The sequence below is a fragment of the Vibrio sp. 10N.222.52.B7 genome (assembly GCF_041474275.1).
Taxonomy (GTDB): domain Bacteria; phylum Pseudomonadota; class Gammaproteobacteria; order Enterobacterales; family Vibrionaceae; genus Vibrio; species Vibrio crassostreae_C.
The window spans coordinates 1-21514 of the sequence record NZ_JBFRTU010000045.1; the positions used below are offsets into that span (position 1 = coordinate 1).

Genomic DNA, 21514 nt, shown 5'->3' on the forward strand with positions numbered 1-21514 from the left:
TGAAATCAAGTTTGTTACCGAAGTAACTGCCATTCCTAAGAATGACGTTTTGATATTCATCAACGAGTGCCCACACAGATTGATAGGTTTAAATTGTTAAAGAGCTTTTCCTTTTTGAGCTTCGCTCAAATCGGACGGCCATTTTAGCGATTTAAGTTTTAGTGTCAACCACTATTTTCAAAACTTTTTTCAAGCGCTTAGCTTGGCTAATTTGGCTTGCTGATTCGTTCTGGTTTCCTAAGAAGCCTTCCCGTTTCAACGAGGTCGCATTATAGAGATTTCGATCACACTGGCAAGCCCTTTTTGAAGTTTTTCTTACTTTTTTGATTGTTCGAGCGTTTTTTGTTCAAAGCACCCCATTTTCACTAGTATTCCCCTTAATTAAGGGCTTAAGGTGCCTATATAAAGGAGGATTTATGAGTTCAATGCGCAGTTATAAAGGAATATCCCCTCAGATTGGACAAGGTGTCTATATAGATACAAGTTCGGTACTGGTTGGGGATATCAAAATCGGTGACGACTCTAGCGTGTGGCCTTTGGTTGCAGCTCGAGGAGATGTGAACCACATTCATATTGGAGATAGAACGAATATCCAAGACGGCAGCGTTTTGCACGTCACCCATAAGAATGCAGAAAACCCTGAGGGTTACCCGCTATTAATAGGTAATGATGTCACTATCGGACATAAAGTAATGCTGCATGGCTGCACGATTGAAGATCGTGTACTTGTTGGTATGGGAGCTATCGTGTTGGATGGCGTGGTTATTAAAGAAGATGTGATGATTGGTGCTGGTAGCTTAGTGCCGCCTAATAAGGTACTTGAGAGCGGTTATCTCTATGTAGGAAGCCCAGTAAAACAAGCACGCCCATTAAATGATAAGGAGCGTGCCTTTTTACAGAAGTCAGCTGACAACTATGTTCAGAATAAAAACGACTATCTAGACTCTGTGCTTCCAGTTTAGAGCGCTTTGATCTGAATCCGATTAGAGGAGTCATACTCCTCTTCTTCTATTAACTCTTCCGCTAGCTCTTCAATATCGAAACGTAACTCTGAAAAGATAACTAAAGCTTGATCGCCCTCTTCTATCTCTTTACCTGCCAATCGTGATAATTCTTCAATAGATAAGACACATTCGATCAATGCACCCGACTGTTGTGCTGGGAAGGTGATAGATTGACTTGCTTCATCCCAATCTTGGATATCCGGAAATAGAATTGATTGATTCATTTTTTATAATTACCTTGTTACATCTCTAAGTTTCTACGTAATTCTCTTAAAATCTGTTTTGTTCCTGGGCGAAGGCCACGCCAAAGCATAAAGCTCTCTGCTGCCTGCCCCACTAGCATACCCAAACCATCATAAGCAGCATGAACACCGTTATCTAATGCCCATTGATTAAATACTGTGGTTCCAGATCCGTAAACCATGTCATAAACGGCGCTATTAGAATTGAAAATAGCATCAGACACTTCAGGAAGCTGCCCGCTTAGACCAGACGAAGTAGAGTTAATAATGACATCAAAGCCTTCATTAACATCACTTAGCCCCATCCCCTTGATGTTGCCATGCGAAGAAAACATCTCAGCCAGAAGTTCAGCCTTGGAGCTGGTTCGATTAGCGACCACCAGCTGTTGTGGCTTTTGGTCGAGAAGAGGTTGAATCACTCCTCTCGCTGCACCACCAGCGCCAAGAAGAAGAACGCGAGCTCCTTTTAACGCAACTTGATGTTGAAGAAGGTCTTGAACTAAACCTTCACCATCGGTGTTATCACCAATGATCTCTCCATCATCGAGCTTCTTAAGTGTGTTTACGGCACCTGCTAGTTCAGCTCTTTCAGTCAGGCGATTAGCGAACTGATAAGCATCTTCTTTAAAAGGTGCAGTGACATTACACCCTCGACCACCTTCGCTGAAAAAGGCTTTGGCAGCATTGATAAATTCACCTTGTTCTGGCTGGAGTGCTGTATAGGTAAGTTGTTGGCTGGTTTGGCGAGCAAATAATGTGTGAATGAATGGCGATTTGCTTTGCCCAATAGGGTTACCGAAAACGGCATAACGATCTACTTGCTGTGTCATATCCTTACCTAACAGAAATAATAAAAAGGGTCATCTATGTAGATGACCCTATCACTATCACTATAAGGAAGGAAGAACTACCAAACTCGAGGCTTTAGGTAGTCGCTATAAAGCAGAGCTTCTGGTGAACCCGCTTGTGGTTCGTAGCGGTATTCCCAACGAGCCAATGGCGGCATCGACATCAATATAGACTCTGTGCGCCCACCGCTTTGCAGACCAAATAGGGTGCCACGGTCATACACTAAGTTAAATTCAACATAGCGACCACGACGATAAAGTTGGAAGTCACGCTCGCGCTCACCGTAAGACGTCTCTTTACGTCGTTCTACAATTGGTAGATAGGCGGCTGCAAAGCCTTCACCGACCGCCTGCATATAAGCAAAGCTCTTATCGAAACCCCACTCATTCAGATCATCAAAGAACAGACCCCCAACACCACGTGTTTCGTCTCGGTGAGGAAGATAGAAGTACTTATCACACCACTCTTTGTGTTCTTGATAAACATCATCACCAAACGGCGCACAAAGATCTTTAGCAGTTTGATGCCAAGATTGGCAATCTTCATCGACAGGATAAAATGGCGTTAAGTCAAAACCACCACCAAACCACCAAATCGGGTCTTCCCCTTCTTTTTCCGCAATGAAGAATCGAACGTTCGCGTGTGAGGTTGGGATATATGGGTTTTTAGGGTGGATAACTAATGAAACCCCCATCGCCTCAAACTTACGTCCGGCTAACTCAGGACGGTGAGCGGTTGCAGAGGCAGGCATTGCTTTACCAGCGACGTGAGAGAAGTTAACTCCACCCTGTTCAAATAAAGCACCATTGGTCATCACGCGAGTACGACCACCGCCACCTAGACGATCGCCAGGTTCTCGCTCCCATGCATCTTCTTCAAACAACGCTACACCATCAGCTTGCTCAAGCTGCTGGCAAATCGAATCTTGTAGGCTCAGTAAAAACTGCTTTACTGCTTCTTTATCAATTGCTGACATCTTACTTCCTTTGCAGGGTTTAACCCTGTCTTAATATTTTCGACGTTTTTGCATCTCTAATTTCGCTTGGCTTCTCACGGCCACCCGTTTGGCCTTCTAGAATCGCGACTAAGTGTTGACCCAGTTGCTGTTGAACTTCTTCAGTCGTCATACAAGGCGGCTCGCCAGTCAGGTTGGCACTTGTAGAGGTTAACGGCTTGCCGAACTCATTACACATTCTTTGAACCAAAGGGTGATCCGTCACTCGTACCGCGATGGAATCAAACTGGCCGCTGACCCAGTCAGTAACTTTGCTGCTGGTTGGCATAATCCAAGTGACCGGACCTGGCCATGTCGCTTTCACTGTTACCAACTGTTCTTCCGTCAACTGGCTTTCATCAATATAAGGAAGCAGCTGCTCGTAACTTGCAGCAATCAAGATCAAGCCCTTTTCAACTGGACGCTGTTTTAACTCGAGTAATTTCTTGATGGCATGTGGATTATCAGGATCACAACCAACCCCAAAAACGCCTTCGGTCGGGTAAGCAATGACTTCACCTTGTTGTAATGCCTGCAATGTATGTTGAAAGTTATCCACGAGTTGCCTCATTAAGTCAGTTATCGAACTCGCTAAGTGTACAAATTATCATTCACTGTGACTAAAGCTATTTGTTTATAAAATGTATCAATTAACAACTTAGACTGACGCAAACGTTTTCCTTAAGTAATTTTACCCGTATAATGCGCGCAAAATATCTAATCACTAATTAAATCGTACCTGAAGGAGTTTGAGATGACTGTCGGTATTATCATGGGTTCTAAATCTGATTGGCCAACAATGAAGCTAGCTGCAGAAATGTTGGATCAGTTTGGCGTGGCGTACGAAACAAAAGTGGTTTCTGCTCACCGCACACCTCAGTTGCTTGCAGACTACGCAACCAATGCGAAAGAGCGCGGTATTAAAGTAATTATTGCTGGTGCTGGCGGTGCAGCGCACCTTCCGGGCATGGCTGCTGCTTTCACAAGCGTACCAGTTCTGGGTGTTCCAGTTCAGTCTAAAGCACTGAAAGGCATGGACTCTCTGCTTTCTATCGTGCAGATGCCAAAAGGTATCGCGGTAGGTACTTTGGCTATCGGTGAAGCTGGCGCTGCCAATGCAGGCATCCTAGCGGCTCAAATCATTGGTACACACAATGAAGAAGTAATGGCAAAAGTAGAAGCATTCCGTTCTGAGCAAACAGAAACGGTTTTGGCTAATCCAAACCCTGCAGAGGACTAATTTCCATGCATGTTCTTGTGTTAGGCGCGGGCCAACTTGCTCGCATGATGTCCCTAGCTGGGGCACCGCTGAATATTGAAATTTCTGCTTTTGATGTTGGCAGCAAAAATATTGTTCACCCATTAACGCAAGCGATTCTAGGTAACGGCTTAGAAAATGCGATTGAGCGTGCGGACGTCATTACTGCTGAATTCGAACATATTCCTCACGATGTACTTGAGGTGTGTGAGCGCAGCGGTAAGTTCTTACCGACAACAGAAGCAATCAAAGCTGGCGGTGACCGTCGTCTTGAAAAAGCCCTGTTAGACGAAGCGAACGTGAAGAATGCTAAGTACTACGTGGTTAACTCTCGCGAAGACTTTGACGCTGCAATTGCTCACGTTGGCTTACCAATGGTGTTGAAGAGCACACTTGGCGGCTACGACGGCAAGGGCCAATGGCGCTTAAAGACATTAGACAATGTTGACGCGACTTGGGCAGAAATGACTGAGTGCATTACCGCGACCGACAACCAAGCGATTGTGGCTGAAGAGTTTGTTCCGTTTGACCGCGAAGTATCACTGGTTGGTGCTCGTGATACCAATGGCGAGGTTCAAGTGTATCCACTGGCTGAGAATGTTCACACCGACGGCGTGTTGAGCTTATCGACAGCGATTGATGACATTGAACTGCAAGAGCAAGCTAAAGCCATGTTCACTGCCATTGCTGAGCGTTTAGATTACGTTGGCGTGCTAGCACTTGAGTTCTTTGATGTTCAAGGTTCACTGCTTGTTAATGAGATTGCACCACGTGTTCATAACTCGGGCCACTGGACGCAACAAGGCGCAGAGACTTGTCAGTTTGAAAACCACCTACGTGCAGTGTGTGGCATGCCACTAGGTAGCACTAAACTGATTCGTCCAACCGCAATGATCAACATTCTTGGCGAAGATACTCTTCCTGAGGCTATTCTTGCTCAAGGTGGTTGTCATGTTCATTGGTATGGCAAAGAAAAGCGTGCAGGTCGCAAGATGGGTCACATTAACGTGAGCGCTGACTACAACGCAGAATTACAAAGAGCTTTGTGCTCATTGGCTGAGATTCTTGATAAGCAAGCCTACCCTGCTGTGCATGAGTTTGCTGAGCAGATGAAGTAAGCCTACATTGGCTTATTGATATAAAAAGTTTATTGGATACAAAAACGGCGCTCAGTGAGCGCCGTTTTTTTGTGTCTATAATATCGAGTTATTGAGATTGAATGTGGTGACACTTGCGATCAGCGCATTGCTTCTTGGTACCACTGGCTGTTTTCTTCTCAAGTAACAACGGGAACTGGCACTGTTCACAACGACCTATAACAGGTGGCTGATTAACGGCGAACTTACACTTAGGGTAGTTATCACACGCATAGAAGGTTTTGCCATAGCGAGATTTACGCTCAACCAAGTGGCCTCGACCACACTCAGGGCAGGCAACAAGTGGCTGCTCTTCAGGTTGTTCTTTCGGTTGGTCCAAAGATTCGATGTGATTACACTCTGGATAACTGCTACAGCCAATGAACATCCCAAAGCGACCTTGCCTTAATACCAATTCGTTTTGGCATTTAGGACACGGAACGCCCAGCTCTTTCACCACATGACCATCATTTTGATGAAGAGGCTTGATGTAATCACAGCTCGGATACTGCTTACAGCCTAAAAATGGGCCGTGCTTACCATGGCGAAGCTGAAGCTCCCCACCACACTGTGGACATGGTTCATGCTCTAACGCATGTTCATGTGCTGAAAAAAGCTGATTATCAATCTTACTACTCATGATAAGCCTGTATTAATGCAAGATACCTTGCTCTTTGGTGTACAACAGCTCTTCCATTTGCGTGTAAGCACTTTCATTACCCGGTACATTGAACAGTACCATTAAGATAATCCACTTCAGATCATCCAACTCAAATTCATTGGTCTCTAACCCCATGACACGATCAATCACCATTTCACGAATCTCTGTCGTGAGGACGTTGATCTGCTCAAGGAACAACAAGAAACCACGACACTCCATATTAATACGTGATATCTCTTTACTTGTGTAAACACGCATCGAGGTATTAGAGCACATAGTAATCGCCGCTTGGTTATCGGTATCTTGCAGTGCAGCAAGGTCTTCTAACCAATGGAGAGCCTTATAAATATCATCTTGGTGAAACCCCGCTCGAAGAAGTTCATCTTCAAGTTCGTCTTGATCCACCTGCAATTCAGAATCGCTATGGATGTAGGTTTCAAACAAGTACATCAGTATGTCCATCATCATAGCTTAGCCTCTCCCCTTTCGAATATAGCCACCGGAAACTGCAACAACATGCCCTGAGAGCTCAAGCTCTAAAAGCTGCATCATGACCTCATGCACAGGTATATGGGTTCTCTGTGCCAAAATATCAACGGGTGTCGCCTCTAATCCTACGTTAGCTAACAGCTGTGGAAATGGCAATTGTTCATTTTCACCCTCATTCGGCGTAGGTTCGAATAAGCTCGGCTGCTGATCTATAGACCAGTTTAACAGACTCTTTATTTCAATCAGAACATCTTGAGCATTTTGCACTAAACATGCTCCAGCTTTGATGAGACTGTTACCTCCGCGACTGGTTGGGCTATGAATAGAACCGGGCAGCGCAAACACTTCTCGACCTTGCTCCATGGCATAGCGAGCGGTAATTAAAGAGCCACTCTTCTCAGCCGCTTCCACCACCAAGGTTCCTAACGACAAGCCACTTATAATACGGTTACGACGGGGGAAATGTTCAGGTCTTGGTTTAGCACTCGGTCGAAACTCTGAAATCAGCGCTCCGTTCTCACAGATCCTCTCAGCTAGATTTCGGTGGCGGGCAGGATAAATGGAGTCCAAGCCAGACCCCAACACTGCAAAAGTTTCCCCTCTTTTATCTAGAGCACCATCATGAGCATAACCATCAATGCCCAACGCTAATCCACTGGTGACAATCAAACCGTTTTGGACAAACTCTTTGGCGAAGGACTTCGCTGTCTGCAGCCCTTCGAGGCTGGCATTACGGCTGCCGACCATTGCGATTTGAGGTTCAATCAGCTTTTCAACGTTACCTCTAACGAAAAGCACAGTAGGCGCCGAAGCAATCTCACTCAGCAATTTAGGATAATGTGGGCAACTCGGAGTCAGGATGTGATGGTTGGATTGTTTAGCTCGCCAAGCGAGACAAGCCTCTACCTCTCTTGGGGCCTGTTCTCTTAGATAGGAGATTTGTTTGGTTGATAAACCCAATGCTTGCAGCTGTTGCCCTGAGTAACCAACAATATTTAAAGGAGAATCAACACTGAGTAGGCGAGCAAGACGCTTTCCACCCAGTTGCGGAATAAAACTTAACGTTAACCAAGCGATCAGTTGCTCTTCATTCACTCGCTTCCCTCTTCTGTCACTGCAAGGTCCAAAGGCGATACCGCCACAATGTCATTACTTACTGGCTTTGAACTTTGAGTGATCAACGCGAGGCTAAAATACTCATAAGGACGAATGACGATCAAGCTACCGAGCGAGGTACTTGGTAGCTGCACTTTATTACTCGCCGCAGACTCTTTATAGCTGTATTCACCCTGCTTACCAAACACCACAGCACCGCTTTCGCTGAGGGTAAACATAGAACCTTGGCGAAGGTTATCCTGTGAACCTTTGTTGATCACCACTACCTGATTCTTCGCGCTGTACTGGCTGCCATCTAATGAGCCCAAGATATTAGCAAACTGACCTGCCGCACTAGGTGCAGGATAAAACGTGGTAGAGAGCTTCACCTGATCAACACCAAGTTCTGGTAGCACAAGGTCATTAAGCAGCACCTCTTGCAGCTGAGTGTCTATCTGCAAGCTGCTGAACTCAGCATCCACCTCTTTTAAGCGCGCAGTGGCGACCAGTCGCAAAGAGGTAATACTCGCTTGGGGTTGCTGCCGTTGGTAGGTTTCAACTGCGCGGTAGATACCCCACTTTTGATGTTGTTGGTTACCTGAGATAAACAACCGGTCTGCACCCGATAAGAAACGTTTACCATCACTGGTTCCTAATACTCGTTGTGCCGATTCGATATCTTGCTGCTCTACCAAGCGATCAGACTGTAAATAAGGTAGAACCAGTCCCTCGTTGACGGTAGGTACTGCTTTCTTCTCAGAAACACGAATCTTAGGGCTGAGTTTGATAACAGGCTTGAGGCTCAAGACAGGTTCACCATTAATCCAAACCAGAGACAATTTATCTCCAGGGTAAATAAGGTGAGGGTTTTCTATTTCAGGGTTTACCTGCCATAACCTTGGCCACAACCAAGGGCTATCGAGATACATCGCGGAGATATCCCATAAGGTATCGCCCTTAACCACCACATACGCCTCGGGTGCGCCTTGTTTAATGGTTAAAGGTTGCTCACTATTTTCAGCCATAGCGGCGAACGAAAGCGAGGCACAAATAAGAGATAAAGCGGGGGGAAAATGACGCATGACCTAGGTTCCTTGGTCTGAATATATGACATCTGATTTGAGAATTACCTTCAGGATGCTGTCATTTGACCTCTAAAATGTCTAGAATTGAGCCAACAAGGTTTAAGCTGTTTCGGCACAGTTCAATATTTCGAGTGTATATGTCTGTATTACAAGTATTAACATTACCAGATGATCGTCTACGTACCGTGGCGAAACCGGTAAAAGAAGTTACCCCAGAGATTCAAAAGTTCGTTGATGACATGATTGAAACCATGTACGACGAAGAAGGTATCGGCCTTGCGGCAACGCAAGTAGATTTCCACCAACGCATCGTTGTTATCGATATTTCAGAAACACGTGATGAGCCAATGGTGCTTATCAACCCTGAAATTACTGAGAAGCGCGGCGAAGATGGAATCGAAGAAGGCTGCCTATCTGTACCAGGCGCTCGAGCTCTAGTACCTCGCGCTGCAGAAGTAACGGTTAAAGCACTAGACCGTGACGGCAACGAATTCACATTCGACGCTGACGACCTTCTGGCTATCTGTGTTCAGCACGAACTTGACCACCTAGAAGGCAAGTTGTTTGTTGATTACCTATCGCCACTAAAGCGTAAACGTATCCAAGATAAGCTAGCGAAGATTAAACGTTTCAACGAGAAACAAGGTTAATAACCGCTGCTATTACTAAATTAGAAGGAAGCCTACCTTGAGTCAGTCTTTAAGAATTGTCTTTGCAGGTACTCCGGATTTCGCCGCCCGTCACTTGGCGGCGTTGTTGTCTTCGGAGCATGAAGTTGTTGCTGTTTACACACAGCCAGATCGCCCAGCAGGCCGCGGTAAAAAACTCACTGCGAGCCCAGTAAAAAACATCGCACTTGAAAACAATATTCCGGTTTACCAACCAGAAAACTTCAAGTCAGATGAGGCTAAGCAAGAGCTAGCTGAATTGAACGCTGACATCATGGTTGTTGTCGCTTACGGCTTATTGCTTCCGCAAGTTGTATTAGATACACCTCGCTTAGGTTGTATCAACGTACATGGCTCTATCCTACCGCGCTGGCGTGGTGCTGCTCCGATTCAACGCTCTATTTGGGCAGGTGATAAAGAGACAGGCGTGACGATCATGCAGATGGATATCGGCCTAGATACTGGCGACATGCTAAGTATCGCGACGCTGCCTATCGAAGCGACAGATACTAGCGCATCTATGTACGAGAAATTAGCGGGCCTTGGCCCTGATGCGCTTGTTGAATGTCTAGCGGACATCGCTTCTGGCAAAGCAGTTGCAGAAAAGCAAGACGATGAGCTTGCGAACTACGCGAAGAAGCTAAGCAAAGAAGAAGCGCGTATCAACTGGAGTGATGAAGCTGCGCATATTGAGCGCTGCGTTCGTGCCTTCAACCCATGGCCAATGAGTCACTTTGAAGCTGCTGAGAACAGCATTAAAGTATGGCAAAGCCGTGTGGCAGAGCAAACTTCTGATAAGCCTGCAGGTACCATTCTGCAAGCGGATAAAACTGGTATCTATGTTGCGACAGGGCAAGGCGTACTTGTTCTTGAACAACTGCAAGTTCCAGGTAAAAAAGCCATGTCAGTTCAGGATATCTTGAACTCACGTGCAAGCTGGTTTGAAGTTGGTACACAACTTTCTTAATCCGCTTTTAAAGCTGCTAATTACGCAGCTTAGAAAACCTTTACGAGGGCAGAGATGCCCTCATGTATTCAAATAAATATTCGGTACCCCTCATGAATGTTCGCGCTGCTGCTGCAAATGTCCTATTCCAAGTTGTCGATAAAGGCCACTCTCTGTCACACGCTCTCCCTGCGGCTCAAAAAACGATCCGTCCACGAGACCATGCTCTACTGCAAGAGATTTGCTACGGCGCACTTCGTTACCTGCCTCGTTTAGAGTCAATCGCTAACGAACTGATGGAAAACCCGCTTAAAGGTAAAAAGCGTGTATTCCACCACCTAATCTTGGTGGGCATTTACCAACTAAGCTTCATGCGTATCCCTTCGCATGCCGCGGTTGCTGAAACGGTTGAGGGCACTAAAACACTGCGTGGTCCAAGCCTGAGTGGTTTGATCAACGCTGTGCTACGTAGCTACCTACGTGACCAAGAAGAACTGGACGAGAAAGCCGTTAGTCACAATGCAGGCAAATACGGCCACCCAAGCTGGATTCTAAAAATGCTTCAAGAGAGCTACCCAGATCAATGGGAGCAACTGGTTGAAGCAAACAACAGTAAGGCACCAATGTGGCTGCGCGTTAACCGCCAACACCACACTCGTGACGAGTATGTTGAACTACTTAAAAACGAAAACATTGAATACACATTGCACCCAGAAGCAGCCGATGCCATAAAATTAGCTGCACCTTGTGATGTTACTTTGCTTCCTGGCTTCGACAGAGGTTGGGTATCAGTGCAAGACGCTGCCGCTCAGCTTTCGGTTGACTACCTAACACCAAAAGATGGTGAGCTGATCTTAGATTGTTGTGCTGCGCCAGGTGGTAAAACGGCACACATTCTTGAGCACACTCAAGACACTGAAGTGGTTGCGATTGACTGCGACATTAAACGTCTAGACCGCGTTTACGATAACCTTGAGCGTCTACAACTGCGTGCCGACGTAATTTGTGGTGATGCTCGCTACCCAGAAGAGTGGTGGATGGGTGATAAGTTCGACCGTATCCTACTTGATGCACCTTGTTCAGCGACTGGCGTCATTCGCCGTCACCCTGACATCAAGTGGCTACGTCGTGCGTCTGACATTGATGCGCTGGCTGAACTGCAAAGCGAGATTATGGATGCAATGTGGCGTCAGCTGAAAGAAGGCGGCACCATGGTTTATGCGACTTGTTCTATCACGCCGCAAGAAAACGTGCTGCAAGTGAAAGCATTCCTAGCACGCACTGAGAACGCTAGGTTGGTTGGGTCTGATATCGAAAATCCGGGTCGTCAAATACTACCTGGAGAAGAAGATATGGATGGCTTCTACTACGCAGTTCTAGTAAAACAGGCATAACAACTAACAGCGGCTAAGAATTTATTTCTTAGCCGCTGTTTCTTTCTAGTGCATTATCAAAATAAAGTTAGATAACTAGAATTACCACGGTAAAGAAAAGAGAAAGGCTATGAAGATCATTATCCTAGGTGCTGGACAAGTTGGCGGTACCCTTGCTGAAAACCTGGTTGGTGAAAACAACGACATCACCATTGTCGACCGTAATGCTGACCGACTTCGTGAACTTCAGGATAAGTACGACCTTAGGGTTGTAAACGGTTATGCCAGCCACCCAAACACACTACGTGAAGCGGGTGCGCAAGATGCCGACATGTTGGTTGCCGTAACCAACATGGATGAAACCAACATGGCTGCGTGTCAGGTTGCTTTCTCTCTTTTCAATACGCCGAACCGAATTGCTCGTATTCGCTCTCCTCAATACCTAGAAGAGAAAGAAGCGTTATTCAAATCAGGTGCCATCCCAGTCGATCACCTGATCGCACCCGAAGAGCTAGTGACCAGCTACATCGAGCGCCTGATTCAATACCCAGGCGCACTGCAGGTTGTGAGCTTTGCTGAACAGAAGGTTAGCCTAGTAGCAGTAAAAGCCTACTACGGTGGTCCACTGGTTGGTAACGCATTGTCTGCTTTGCGTGAGCACATGCCGCACATTGATACCCGTGTTGCCGCTATTTTCCGTCAAGGTCGCCCTATTCGTCCACAAGGCACCACCATCATTGAAGCCGATGATGAAGTGTTCTTCGTCGCAGCGAGTAACCACATCCGCTCAGTAATGAGTGAGCTACAGCGCCTAGAGAAACCGTACCGCCGCATCATGATTGTCGGTGGTGGTAACATTGGTGCAAGCTTGGCAAAACGCCTTGAGCAGAGCTACAGTATCAAGCTTATCGAGCGCAGCTACACTCGCGCCGAGAAGTTGTCTGAAGAATTAGAAAACACCATCGTATTCTGTGGTGATGCCGCCGATCAAGAGCTGCTGACCGAGGAGAACATCGATCAAGTTGATGTGTTCATCGCCCTAACCAATGAAGATGAAACCAACATCATGTCAGCCATGCTGGCGAAGCGAATGGGTGCCAAGAAGGTAATGGTACTGATTCAGCGTGGTGCTTACGTAGACCTTGTTCAGGGTGGTGTGATTGATATTGCTATCTCGCCACAGCAAGCGACCATTTCTGCGCTGCTTACTCACGTTCGTCGTGCTGATATCGTAAACGTATCCTCTCTACGTCGCGGCGCTGCAGAGGCGATCGAAGCGATTGCTCACGGTGACGAAACCACCTCTAAAGTGGTTGGCCGAGCGATTGGCGACATCAAGTTACCACCGGGCACCACTATTGGTGCGATTGTTCGCGGAGAAGAAGTACTTATCGCGCACGATAGAACCGTAATCGAACAGGATGACCACGTAGTGATGTTCCTAGTGGACAAGAAATACGTACCGGATGTTGAGTCTCTATTCCAACCGAGCCCGTTCTTCTTATAGCCTTGTTCTCGTGAGCTTCTTCTCGCAACTTTCTTTTGTGAGAACGGCGCTCCGGCACAAAGCTGTAATCAATTAAAGCTATGGTCTATTAAGCTATGGTCAACTTTCGTCCGATATTATTAGTGATAGGGTTAGTGTTATCAAAACTCGCCCTTTTCATGTACATCCCTACATTGGTTGCCTTTTTCACAGGCACCGGTGGCTTCCTCGAGTTTGGTCAATCAGTAGTGATCACGCACATTGTGGCGTTCATCTGCTTGAGCTTGGGCCGCTCCGCTAAGTTTCGATTAGGGGTGCGGGACATGTTCCTGATCACCTCTCTGGTCTGGACTATTGCCAGCGCCTTCGCTGCACTACCCTTTGTCTTCATCAACCACATCAGCTTCACTGATGCCTATTTTGAAACCATGTCGGGTATCACCACGACAGGATCAACCGTATTAAGCGGCTTAGACAGCATGTCACCAAGCATTCTATTATGGCGATCTATATTGCAGTGGCTTGGTGGTGTTGGGTTCATCGTAATGGCAGTAGCGGTTCTACCAATGCTTAACGTCGGTGGTATGCGCTTGTTCCAAACTGAGTCTTCCGATTGGTCAGATAAAAGCAGCCCACGAGCGAAAACGGTCGCCAAGAACATCGTGGCGGTTTATCTGGTTCTGACTGGCTTGTGCATCATTAGCTACCTGTTTGCAGGCATGGGTATCTTTGACGCAATCAATCATGCCTTCACAACACTGTCTACGGGTGGTTACTCAACATCAGATGGCTCAATGAACCACTTCTCTAACAGTGCTCACTGGGTAGGAACCCTGTTCATGTTCCTTGGTGGTCTGCCGTTCCTACTGTTTGTTAGCGCACTGCGTGGTAGAAAACTCTCAATCCTCTACAAAGACGCGCAAGTGAGAGGTTTCACCTATCTATTCTTGGTCACCAGTGCCGTGATATCGACATGGTTGGTGGTTAGAGATGGCTACACAGTCATGGATGCGATGCGTGTTTCGATGTTCAACATTGTGTCAGTCGTAACCACAACCGGTTTTGGCTTAGAAGACTTCACCGCGTGGGGCGCTTTGCCTACCACGCTGTTTGCCTTTTTAATGATGGCGGGCGCGTGCTCAGGTTCAACCTCTGGCGGTATCAAAATCTTCCGCTTCCAAATTGCAATGACCATGCTCCATAAACAAATGATGAAACTGATTCATCCATCGGGCGTGTTTGTTCAACGCTACAATCAGCGACCGGTGAATGACGATATTGTGCGTTCACTAGTCGCATTTGGTTTGATGTTCTTTATTACGATTATCTTAATTGCAGGTGGCTTGAGCGCGATGGGGCTTGATCCCGTGACCAGTATATCTGGCGCTATCACAGCCGTTGCCAACGTTGGTCCTGGTATGGGCAGCGTTATCGGTCCAACCGGGAACTTTGCTCCACTGCCCGACGCCGCTAAATGGTTGCTAAGCTTAGGAATGCTGATGGGGCGACTCGAGATATTGACGCTCATTGTTCTATTTTTCCCAGCCTTTTGGCGACGTTAACCAAGCACAAAATCAAGGAAACACAGATGAAATCATACGTACTTCTCGCTAGCGCATTGCTCGCAAACTCAGTATTCGTAAGTTCTGCCTTTGCTGATCAAATGGTCACCTTGCCTGATGGCAAGCAAGTGTTACTCAAAGATGATTTTACTTGGCAATACGTGGCACCAAAGCAAACGGAAGCAGCAACGACAACATCAGAGACTGCAGTGCCTGTCGTAGCCGTACCTGTCGCAACGAACACGCGTGGCACTACGATTGTGGTTAATAGTAAAAAGCCAAGCTTACAGCTGTCTCAGTCAGGAGTGGATGTTGTACTGGGTGCAAGTCGCTATGAAGATGGTGAGCTTATCATTCCGACAGCCATCACTAACCAAGGCACTCAAGCGGTCATTTTGGTATCACTTAACATCAGCGTATTTACTGCAGAAGGTGAGTTGTTGGCAGAAGAAGAAGTTGCTGTGTGGAAATCAATCAAACGAATGGCCGACACATACCTACGACCAAAGACGGGTGAAGAAGGCAAGCTCATCAAGCTCGACCTAGAACAACACCCTGAATATCAGATTAAAGCTGAGATTACTGAGGTACTGGTTCGCTAAACCGGAGTCACGTACAAATAAATAGCGAAGAAATGGCAAGCGCAGCCCGCCAACACAAACAAATGCCAGATGGCATGATTGTAAGGGATGCGTTTTGCCACATAGAAAATCACACCCAACGAGTAAATCACGCCACCGAGTGCTAGTAGCACCAAACCACCCATCTCGATATTCATCGCCAGTTGATAAACCACAATCAGCGATAACCAACCCATCGCCAAGTAAGTCACCAATGACAAACGCTTAAATCGGTAGACGAAGGCAATCTTCATAATGATTCCGACTAGCGCGATACCCCAAATCACTGCCATCAAACCCATCGCCAATGGTGTTCTTAAACTCACCAATAAAAATGGCGTGTAACTGCCCGCGATCAATAAGTAGATCGCACAGTGATCGAGAGTTTTCAGTAATCGCTTGGTCTTTTCTGTGGTGATCGAGTGATAAAGCGTGGAAGCGAGAAAGAGTAGGATAATACTGCTGCCATATACCGCCATACTCGCAATAGTCAGTATGTCGGCTTGATGGTCAAACGCACGAATCAGCAGCAGGATTAAACCAACCACGCCAAGCACAACACCCAAGCCATGGGTTATCGCATTGGCGCGTTCTTCGATGTCACTGTATTCGCTCGCCGATGATGCAGACATGATTATCCTACTAGAGTAAATGTTCGATTTGCCTAGTATTGCACATTAAGCTTACACGTGTAAGCTTAAATTTTTATGACATCTTTTATGACATTAATAACGCCTAAACGGTGTGATGAAGCTAAGGTCTCTAAAGCTACAGAACCAAAGAGCTAACTAAGATGCGTTGTCTAGATACTCAAGTACCATCTTGCCCGCATCTTGTGGTGACGTATCCAATGGCACACTCAATTGACGCTGCAGTTGGCCAATGCCTAACAAGCTCGCCAACATGCCTTTTGCACCATCGCGATTACGGTCTATCTCAAACCACAACTTAAGCTCGGTTTCATCACGATGAGCAACCACTTCCAGTTCACGCCAGCGGCCATGATATGGACCAGTGGTAGGGACAAACTCAAACTCTTGAACAAATGGCAGTTCAAAGCCCTCTACTGCTTCGCACTCAACTTGGCGAATGCGTAAACCTTGAGCTTCTAGTTCATTAAAAATACCATCAAGAAGTGCATCTGGGCGAACCGTTAAAATATCCTTATCCGATGGATCAATCGCCATCGCAATATCGAGCCCGGTTTCTAGCCACACCTTTGAATCACCAATCGTGACAGGTGTGTTCAGCGGGACATCAAACTCACATTCAAAATCACGGGTTTCACCCGGCTGAATAACAAAGGCATACGGCAGGCTCCATTTGGCCAACGAGTATGTCTGGTGCATTCGACGTGTTTGACCGCCCTCTTGCCTTTGCGAATTCATAGTAATTTCTTTGACGTAACGACAGCACAAGTTGAGATCGATATTGTCGATCTCTTGTGGCTGAGCGCCACCATAGACATGCACAATAATGCTCGCCTTCTTGCCTGGATAAAGCACTTCCTGTTGCAATACAGAATCCACCTTGGCAGATCCAATTCCAAAACTTGCTAACGTTTTCTTTAAGAACGACATATGCACCTCCTTTAAAGCATCATCTTAAGCCTGAAAGAGGTTCAAACTCAAATATACTGCTCACACTATTTTAGCTCTAATATCGTCTATTTATCACTCAGGCGTCGATCGATAACTTAGATAGTGATAATCTAAGCCTTGATATGCATGCATATCATTATCCTGATTTATTCTTCGGATTGGCGAAAGCCAGACGAGTGACGCTTCAAGCAATTGAGGTGGAGCTCATGGTAAATCAGGCCATTAGATTGGCAATGGATATGCCTGACCGTTAGGTAAATTAATGCGCCCAACAGCTGTCAGGTTCTCGCACACCAACCGTAGTGCGATGCGTCGTCGTAGTGGCTTTGTTGCTGCTCCAACGGCTAAGAAATTGGCTCCTACAATGACTCTAGTTGAGAAGACTGCTTTATTAGCACCGACTACAACGAAAGTGATTAAAGCCGCTTAACAAAAAGCGCAGTTTTTACTGCGCTTTTTTCTTGCCCGCTCCCATCTTGAAATGTGTTTACACATTGGTATTCCCTACCCGATTTGATACCTTAGCCACAAATCATTATAAAATTTGTGGAGAAATAAAGTATGAAGTGTCACCGCATTGAAGAACTGCTTGAACTGATGGAGCCTGAGTGGCAGAAAGATCAAGAGCTTAACCTATTAGAGTTCATCATTAAGCTATCAAAAGAAGCGGGCTACCAAGGCAAGCTTGAAGAACTGACTGACGATGTTCTTATCTATCACCTAAAAATGCGCAACAGCGAAAAAGATGAGATGATCCCGGGCCTGAAAAAAGACCAAGAAGATGATTTCAAAACCGCAATTCTAAAAGCACGTGGCCTTCTTTAGTCGCCCGTTAGTTTAGAGCTCAATTGCCGTATAGATAAAACACTCAATTTTAAAAAGCGACCACCAGGTCGCTTTTTTGTTTCTGTTCGCTATTTTTTCGTCACAACTGTTATGACTTTTGTTGTTAAAGGTTGATAGCGTTAAAGAAATGAGAACAAGATTGTCGCTATAATCGCCATCCATAAGAATCTTCTAAAATAATAAGAGTGAGTGCGATAACAACAAATGCACCAAGCTCAATTTCAACAGGTTCTCTAAACCATACTTTCAAGTAATGTCGTCATGCCCGACTTAACCGGGCAAACAAGCCACAAAAAGGATAGTCCATGAGTCAGGATAAAATCGATATCAAAGATGTGACTCCTAAAACCTTTAACCCGAAAACACATAAAGGTAATGGAGATCGATTTAACCCAAGTAACCGAATCTATGTTCGAGAAAGCAAAGGTAAATTCCAACAACTGCGTCGCTATGGCGGTTGGTTCTTACTTTTACTTTTTGCGCTTATCCCATGGATTCCCTTTGGTGAACGTCAAGCGATCTTGCTCGATATCGACAGCCAACAGTTCAACTTCTTTGGCACCACCTTATACCCGCAAGATCTGACCCTACTCGCGATCCTATTTATGATTGCCGCGTTTGGCCTGTTTTTCATAACCACCTTCTTAGGCCGCGTCTGGTGTGGCTATTTATGCCCGCAAACCGTCTGGACCTTCATGTATATCTGGTTCGAAGAGAAGCTAGAAGGCGCTGCCAATAAGCGAAGAAAACAAGACTCGGGCAAACTGACGAGCAATTTAATCCTCAGAAAAACCCTCAAACACATTGCGTGGTGGGCGATTGCCATTGCGACGGGCTTAACCTTTGTTGGTTACTTCATCCCAATCAAAGAGTTAGTGGTTGGCTTCTTTACCTTTAACTCGTCTTTCTGGCCGGTGTTTTGGGTACTGTTCTTTGCTGGATGTACTTATGCCAATGCGGGTTGGATGCGTTCAATTGTTTGTCTGCACATGTGTCCTTACGCGCGTTTCCAGTCGGCAATGTTCGATAAAGACACCTTCATCGTTGGTTACAACACAGAACGTGGTGAAAGCCGTGGCCCTCGCTCTCGTAAAGCCGATCCAAAAGAGCTTGGTCTAGGCGACTGTATTGACTGTAATCTGTGTGTACAAGTGTGCCCTACGGGTATCGATATCCGTGACGGCCTGCAATACGAGTGTATTAACTGCGGCGCGTGTATTGATGCCTGTGACAACACGATGGAGCGTATGGGCTATGAGAAAGGCCTGATCAATTACACCACCGAGCACAGACTTGAAGGTCACTCGACCAAGGTAATGCGTCCCAAGCTGTTGGGCTATGGCGCTATCTTGATCGTGATGCTGGGCTTGTTCTTCGCCCAAATCGCGAGCGTTGATCCTGCCGGCCTAAGTGTTCTGCGTGACCGAAACCAACTGTTTAGAGTCAATAACCAAGGGTTGGTTGAAAACACCTACACCTTGAAAGTGATCAACAAGACTCAACAAGAGCAAGAGTACAAACTCGATGTTAGCGGACTGCCCGATTCTATCTGGTATGGTAAACAGACGATTACTGTCGATCCAGGCGAGGTTTTGAACCTACCTATCAGTTTGGGCGCCGACCCAGAAAAACTGAGCTCACCAGTTTCGACAATTCAGTTTATACTCTCGGATAATGAAGAGTTTACGATGGAAGTCGAAAGCCGCTTTATCAAGAAGCTCTGATACCCGCACCGTAGTGCTTGGTATAACAACCCAATAAATGGAAAAAGGCTCAGTAATGAGCCTTTTTTATTCTATGACGATGCAAGCCTTTAACTTTGATAACCTGACTCCTGACTTCATGTGGTACGCACTGGAGAGCATCGGAGTTCGCGCTGAATCCGGGCTTCTCGCTCTCAACAGTTACGAAAACCGTGTCTATCAGTTCACCGATGAAGACCGTAAGCGCTACGTCGTTAAGTTTTACCGTCCACAACGCTGGAACAAGGCACAGATCCAAGAAGAGCATGACTTCGCACTCGAGCTTATCGAACAAGAGATGCCGGTTGCGCCTCCAATGCGAATCAACGGTGCAACCTTACATGAATACCAAGGCTACCTATTTGCACTATTTGAAAGTATTGGCGGCAGACAGTATGAAGTTGACAATCTAGATCAATTGGAAGGCGTAGGACGCTTTCTTGGTCGTATTCATAAAGCCAGCGCGGGAAGAACATTCCAGCATCGCCCGACCATCAGCTTAGATGAATACCTTTATCAGCCACGTAAGATTCTAGAGAACTCTCAGTTTATCCCGACGCACCTAGAAAATGCCTTCTTCAATGACGTTGACCTTCTGATCAAAGAGCTAGAGAGCCAGTGGCCGAGCAACATTGAGAATATCCGCCTGCACGGTGACTGCCACCCTGGCAATATTTTGTGGCGCGATGGGCCAATGTTCGTCGATCTTGATGACGCACGTAACGGCCCTGCGATACAAGATCTGTGGATGCTGCTCAATGGCGAGCGCCAAGATAAGCTGATGCAACTGGATATTTTGCTAGAGAGTTACCAAGAGTTTTGCGATTTTAATACCGCACAACTGAAACTAATCGAACCACTACGCGGTCTACGTATGGTGCATTACATGGCATGGTTGGCGAAACGATGGCACGATCCTGCGTTTCCTCTGGCCTTCCCGTGGTTTAATGATCCGAAATATTGGGAGCAACAAGTACTTGCTTGTAAAGAGCAAATTGCTACCCTGCAAGAGCCACCACTTTCGTTAATGCCTCAGTGGTAACAGCAATCGCAACATACAACTAGATAAAAATTCAAACATAATGGAGATTGGATAAATGAAAAAGCTATTCGCATTTTTCTCATTGATCATGTTGAGCCTTACCGCTCACGCTGCGAAATTTAACGAAGGTGAACACTACAAAGTTCTCGACCTAGAAGCATCAAAAAAACCAATGGTGACAGAGTTCTTCTCTTTTTACTGCCCACACTGTAATAGCTTTGAGCCAATCATCCAGCAGCTAAAACAACAGCTACCTAAAGACGCTAAGCTACAGAAGAACCATGTTTCATTCATGGGTGGCAACATGGGTCTGCCAATGAGCAAAGCTTACGCGACAATGATTGCACTGAAAGTTGAAGATAAAATGGTGCCAGTGATGTTTAACCGCATCCACACAATGAACAAGCCACCACGTGATGAAGAAGAACTGCGTCAAATCTTCCTAGACGAAGGCGTTGATGCGAAGAAATTCGATGCTGCGTATAACGGCTTTGCTGTAGATTCTATGGTTCGTCGCTTCGACAAAGCATTCAAAGACAGCGGCCTTTCAGGTGTACCCGCTGTTGTGGTTAACAACCGCTACCTAGTAGAAGCTCAAGGTATCAACTCTCTTGATGAGTACTTCGAGCTCGTGAACTTCTTATTAAAGAAGTAAGCCATTGATGAAAGGAAGCTTCGGCTTCCTTTTTTTTTGCTAGTTCAAAAATCATTATTGATAAATAATTAACCTGGAAGTTTAAAGCTTTACTGCTATTAATAACCCGTCCTAAGAACCGGTGGGCAAGGAGCCCTTGAATGAAAATAAAAATAACTCT

The 21514-nt window shown here is 46.1% G+C and carries 24 protein-coding genes; 14 read left to right on the top strand and 10 right to left on the bottom strand.

Annotated features, from left to right (window positions below):
• The first annotated feature begins 416 nt into the window (after positions 1-416).
• Positions 417-962, top strand: a complete 546-nt coding sequence (locus AB4512_RS13250; RefSeq protein WP_017081755.1) for a gamma carbonic anhydrase family protein — start codon at positions 417-419, stop codon at positions 960-962.
• Here AB4512_RS13250 and AB4512_RS13255 read toward each other — a convergent pair.
• From AB4512_RS13255 to AB4512_RS13270, 4 genes are all read right to left on the bottom strand, one after another.
• Complete coding sequence (locus AB4512_RS13255) at positions 959-1228, bottom strand: DUF1488 domain-containing protein (protein WP_017081754.1); 270 nt, start codon at positions 1226-1228, stop codon at positions 959-961. The two genes, AB4512_RS13250 and AB4512_RS13255, sit on opposite strands and share 4 nt — an antisense overlap.
• A 17-nt stretch (positions 1229-1245) precedes the next feature.
• The gene (gene aroE, locus AB4512_RS13260) at positions 1246-2076 is read right to left on the bottom strand and encodes a shikimate dehydrogenase (RefSeq protein WP_372175022.1); all 831 of its coding nucleotides are present in this window, start codon (positions 2074-2076) and stop codon (positions 1246-1248) included.
• 77 nt (positions 2077-2153) lie between these two features.
• Entirely contained in the window at positions 2154-3071 is a 918-nt protein-coding gene (gene hemF, locus AB4512_RS13265) for an oxygen-dependent coproporphyrinogen oxidase (protein WP_372158875.1), read from the bottom strand.
• A gap of 19 nt (positions 3072-3090) precedes the next feature.
• Complete coding sequence (locus AB4512_RS13270) at positions 3091-3648, bottom strand: L-threonylcarbamoyladenylate synthase (RefSeq protein ID WP_017058767.1); 558 nt, start codon at positions 3646-3648, stop codon at positions 3091-3093.
• Between the two features lie 195 nt (positions 3649-3843).
• Here AB4512_RS13270 and purE point away from each other — a divergent pair, with 195 nt between their 5' ends.
• The gene (gene purE, locus AB4512_RS13275) at positions 3844-4329 is read left to right on the top strand and encodes a 5-(carboxyamino)imidazole ribonucleotide mutase (RefSeq protein WP_372175023.1); all 486 of its coding nucleotides are present in this window, start codon (positions 3844-3846) and stop codon (positions 4327-4329) included.
• A gap of 5 nt (positions 4330-4334) precedes the next feature.
• Positions 4335-5465 (top strand): 5-(carboxyamino)imidazole ribonucleotide synthase, encoded by a 1131-nt coding sequence (locus tag AB4512_RS13280; protein WP_372136741.1) that lies wholly within the window; start codon positions 4335-4337, stop codon positions 5463-5465.
• A gap of 88 nt (positions 5466-5553) precedes the next feature.
• Here AB4512_RS13280 and AB4512_RS13285 read toward each other — a convergent pair whose 3' ends face one another.
• Genes AB4512_RS13285 through AB4512_RS13300 form a run of 4 tightly spaced genes read right to left on the bottom strand, consistent with a single transcriptional unit; the run spans position 5554 to position 8810 of the window.
• Positions 5554-6123: a type I DNA topoisomerase gene (locus AB4512_RS13285; RefSeq protein WP_017063003.1), complete on the bottom strand. Its 570-nt coding sequence runs from the start codon at positions 6121-6123 to the stop codon at positions 5554-5556.
• Positions 6124-6135: 12 nt separating this feature from the next.
• A complete protein-coding gene (locus AB4512_RS13290; RefSeq protein ID WP_029235095.1) occupies positions 6136-6612 on the bottom strand; it encodes a DUF494 family protein in 477 nt (158 codons plus the stop codon).
• Positions 6613-6615: 3 nt separating this feature from the next.
• Positions 6616-7728, bottom strand: coding sequence for a DNA-processing protein DprA (gene dprA / locus AB4512_RS13295; RefSeq protein WP_372175024.1), 1113 nt, complete (start codon positions 7726-7728; stop codon positions 6616-6618).
• Positions 7725-8810 carry a LysM peptidoglycan-binding domain-containing protein gene (locus AB4512_RS13300; RefSeq protein ID WP_372175025.1) on the bottom strand — a complete coding sequence of 362 codons (1086 nt, stop codon included), beginning with the start codon at positions 8808-8810 and terminating at the stop codon, positions 7725-7727. The genes dprA and AB4512_RS13300 overlap by 4 nt, the downstream gene beginning before the upstream one ends.
• A 140-nt stretch (positions 8811-8950) precedes the next feature.
• Here AB4512_RS13300 and def point away from each other — a divergent pair, with 140 nt between their 5' ends.
• From def to AB4512_RS13330, 6 genes are all read left to right on the top strand, one after another.
• Positions 8951-9463, top strand: coding sequence for a peptide deformylase (gene def / locus AB4512_RS13305; protein ID WP_017058772.1), 513 nt, complete (start codon positions 8951-8953; stop codon positions 9461-9463).
• Between the two features lie 37 nt (positions 9464-9500).
• A complete protein-coding gene (gene fmt, locus AB4512_RS13310; RefSeq protein WP_017058773.1) occupies positions 9501-10448 on the top strand; it encodes a methionyl-tRNA formyltransferase in 948 nt (315 codons plus the stop codon).
• Positions 10449-10540: 92 nt separating this feature from the next.
• Positions 10541-11821 (top strand): 16S rRNA (cytosine(967)-C(5))-methyltransferase RsmB, encoded by a 1281-nt coding sequence (rsmB, locus tag AB4512_RS13315; RefSeq protein ID WP_372103866.1) that lies wholly within the window; start codon positions 10541-10543, stop codon positions 11819-11821.
• Positions 11822-11930: 109 nt separating this feature from the next.
• Positions 11931-13307 (top strand): Trk system potassium transporter TrkA, encoded by a 1377-nt coding sequence (gene trkA / locus AB4512_RS13320; RefSeq protein WP_004735766.1) that lies wholly within the window; start codon positions 11931-11933, stop codon positions 13305-13307.
• Positions 13308-13402: 95 nt separating this feature from the next.
• Entirely contained in the window at positions 13403-14848 is a 1446-nt protein-coding gene (locus tag AB4512_RS13325; RefSeq protein WP_372175026.1) for a TrkH family potassium uptake protein, read from the top strand.
• A 26-nt stretch (positions 14849-14874) separates the two neighbouring features.
• Positions 14875-15450 (top strand): DUF3157 family protein, encoded by a 576-nt coding sequence (locus tag AB4512_RS13330; protein ID WP_372175027.1) that lies wholly within the window; start codon positions 14875-14877, stop codon positions 15448-15450.
• Here the strand turns inward: AB4512_RS13330 and AB4512_RS13335 are convergent.
• Together AB4512_RS13335 and AB4512_RS13340 are read right to left on the bottom strand one after the other, a co-directional pair.
• On the bottom strand, positions 15447-16100 hold the full coding sequence (locus tag AB4512_RS13335) for a hemolysin III family protein (protein WP_017063010.1): 654 nt from the start codon (positions 16098-16100) through the stop codon (positions 15447-15449). The two genes, AB4512_RS13330 and AB4512_RS13335, sit on opposite strands and share 4 nt — an antisense overlap.
• Positions 16101-16256: 156 nt before the next feature.
• Positions 16257-17048, bottom strand: coding sequence for a sporulation protein (locus AB4512_RS13340; RefSeq protein WP_017058778.1), 792 nt, complete (start codon positions 17046-17048; stop codon positions 16257-16259).
• A gap of 283 nt (positions 17049-17331) precedes the next feature.
• Here AB4512_RS13340 and AB4512_RS13345 point away from each other — a divergent pair, with 283 nt between their 5' ends.
• The 5 genes from AB4512_RS13345 to AB4512_RS13365 all read left to right on the top strand — a co-directional run bounded on the left by AB4512_RS13345 (position 17332) and on the right by AB4512_RS13365 (position 21354).
• On the top strand, positions 17332-17499 hold the full coding sequence (locus AB4512_RS13345) for a hypothetical protein (protein ID WP_004739323.1): 168 nt from the start codon (positions 17332-17334) through the stop codon (positions 17497-17499).
• A 131-nt stretch (positions 17500-17630) separates the two neighbouring features.
• Positions 17631-17894, top strand: coding sequence for a YihD family protein (locus AB4512_RS13350; RefSeq protein ID WP_009848104.1), 264 nt, complete (start codon positions 17631-17633; stop codon positions 17892-17894).
• A gap of 326 nt (positions 17895-18220) precedes the next feature.
• A complete protein-coding gene (gene ccoG, locus AB4512_RS13355; protein WP_372175028.1) occupies positions 18221-19639 on the top strand; it encodes a cytochrome c oxidase accessory protein CcoG in 1419 nt (472 codons plus the stop codon).
• A 73-nt stretch (positions 19640-19712) separates the two neighbouring features.
• On the top strand, positions 19713-20699 hold the full coding sequence (locus AB4512_RS13360; RefSeq protein ID WP_372175030.1) for a serine/threonine protein kinase: 987 nt from the start codon (positions 19713-19715) through the stop codon (positions 20697-20699).
• Between the two features lie 55 nt (positions 20700-20754).
• Positions 20755-21354 carry a thiol:disulfide interchange protein DsbA/DsbL gene (locus tag AB4512_RS13365; protein ID WP_017063015.1) on the top strand — a complete coding sequence of 200 codons (600 nt, stop codon included), beginning with the start codon at positions 20755-20757 and terminating at the stop codon, positions 21352-21354.
• The last annotated feature ends 160 nt before the right edge of the window (positions 21355-21514 follow it).

What these genes read in the sequence shown, in the direction of transcription:
- AB4512_RS13250 (WP_017081755.1), top strand. Translation starts at nt 417, where the DNA reads ATGAGTTCAATGCGCAGTTATAAAGGAATATCCCCTCAGATTGGACAA.
- AB4512_RS13255 (WP_017081754.1), bottom strand. Translation starts at nt 1,228, where the DNA reads ATGAATCAATCAATTCTATTTCCGGATATCCAAGATTGGGATGAAGCA.
- aroE (WP_372175022.1), bottom strand. Translation starts at nt 2,076, where the DNA reads ATGACACAGCAAGTAGATCGTTATGCCGTTTTCGGTAACCCTATTGGG.
- hemF (WP_372158875.1), bottom strand. Translation starts at nt 3,071, where the DNA reads ATGTCAGCAATTGATAAAGAAGCAGTAAAGCAGTTTTTACTGAGCCTA.
- purE (WP_372175023.1), top strand. Translation starts at nt 3,844, where the DNA reads ATGACTGTCGGTATTATCATGGGTTCTAAATCTGATTGGCCAACAATG.
- AB4512_RS13280 (WP_372136741.1), top strand. Translation starts at nt 4,335, where the DNA reads ATGCATGTTCTTGTGTTAGGCGCGGGCCAACTTGCTCGCATGATGTCC.
- AB4512_RS13285 (WP_017063003.1), bottom strand. Translation starts at nt 6,123, where the DNA reads ATGAGTAGTAAGATTGATAATCAGCTTTTTTCAGCACATGAACATGCG.
- AB4512_RS13290 (WP_029235095.1), bottom strand. Translation starts at nt 6,612, where the DNA reads ATGATGATGGACATACTGATGTACTTGTTTGAAACCTACATCCATAGC.
- AB4512_RS13300 (WP_372175025.1), bottom strand. Translation starts at nt 8,810, where the DNA reads ATGCGTCATTTTCCCCCCGCTTTATCTCTTATTTGTGCCTCGCTTTCG.
- def (WP_017058772.1), top strand. Translation starts at nt 8,951, where the DNA reads ATGTCTGTATTACAAGTATTAACATTACCAGATGATCGTCTACGTACC.
- rsmB (WP_372103866.1), top strand. Translation starts at nt 10,541, where the DNA reads ATGAATGTTCGCGCTGCTGCTGCAAATGTCCTATTCCAAGTTGTCGAT.
- trkA (WP_004735766.1), top strand. Translation starts at nt 11,931, where the DNA reads ATGAAGATCATTATCCTAGGTGCTGGACAAGTTGGCGGTACCCTTGCT.
- AB4512_RS13325 (WP_372175026.1), top strand. Translation starts at nt 13,403, where the DNA reads ATGGTCAACTTTCGTCCGATATTATTAGTGATAGGGTTAGTGTTATCA.
- AB4512_RS13330 (WP_372175027.1), top strand. Translation starts at nt 14,875, where the DNA reads ATGAAATCATACGTACTTCTCGCTAGCGCATTGCTCGCAAACTCAGTA.
- AB4512_RS13335 (WP_017063010.1), bottom strand. Translation starts at nt 16,100, where the DNA reads ATGTCTGCATCATCGGCGAGCGAATACAGTGACATCGAAGAACGCGCC.
- AB4512_RS13340 (WP_017058778.1), bottom strand. Translation starts at nt 17,048, where the DNA reads ATGTCGTTCTTAAAGAAAACGTTAGCAAGTTTTGGAATTGGATCTGCC.
- AB4512_RS13345 (WP_004739323.1), top strand. Translation starts at nt 17,332, where the DNA reads ATGCGCCCAACAGCTGTCAGGTTCTCGCACACCAACCGTAGTGCGATG.
- AB4512_RS13350 (WP_009848104.1), top strand. Translation starts at nt 17,631, where the DNA reads ATGAAGTGTCACCGCATTGAAGAACTGCTTGAACTGATGGAGCCTGAG.
- ccoG (WP_372175028.1), top strand. Translation starts at nt 18,221, where the DNA reads ATGAGTCAGGATAAAATCGATATCAAAGATGTGACTCCTAAAACCTTT.
- AB4512_RS13360 (WP_372175030.1), top strand. Translation starts at nt 19,713, where the DNA reads ATGACGATGCAAGCCTTTAACTTTGATAACCTGACTCCTGACTTCATG.
- AB4512_RS13365 (WP_017063015.1), top strand. Translation starts at nt 20,755, where the DNA reads ATGAAAAAGCTATTCGCATTTTTCTCATTGATCATGTTGAGCCTTACC.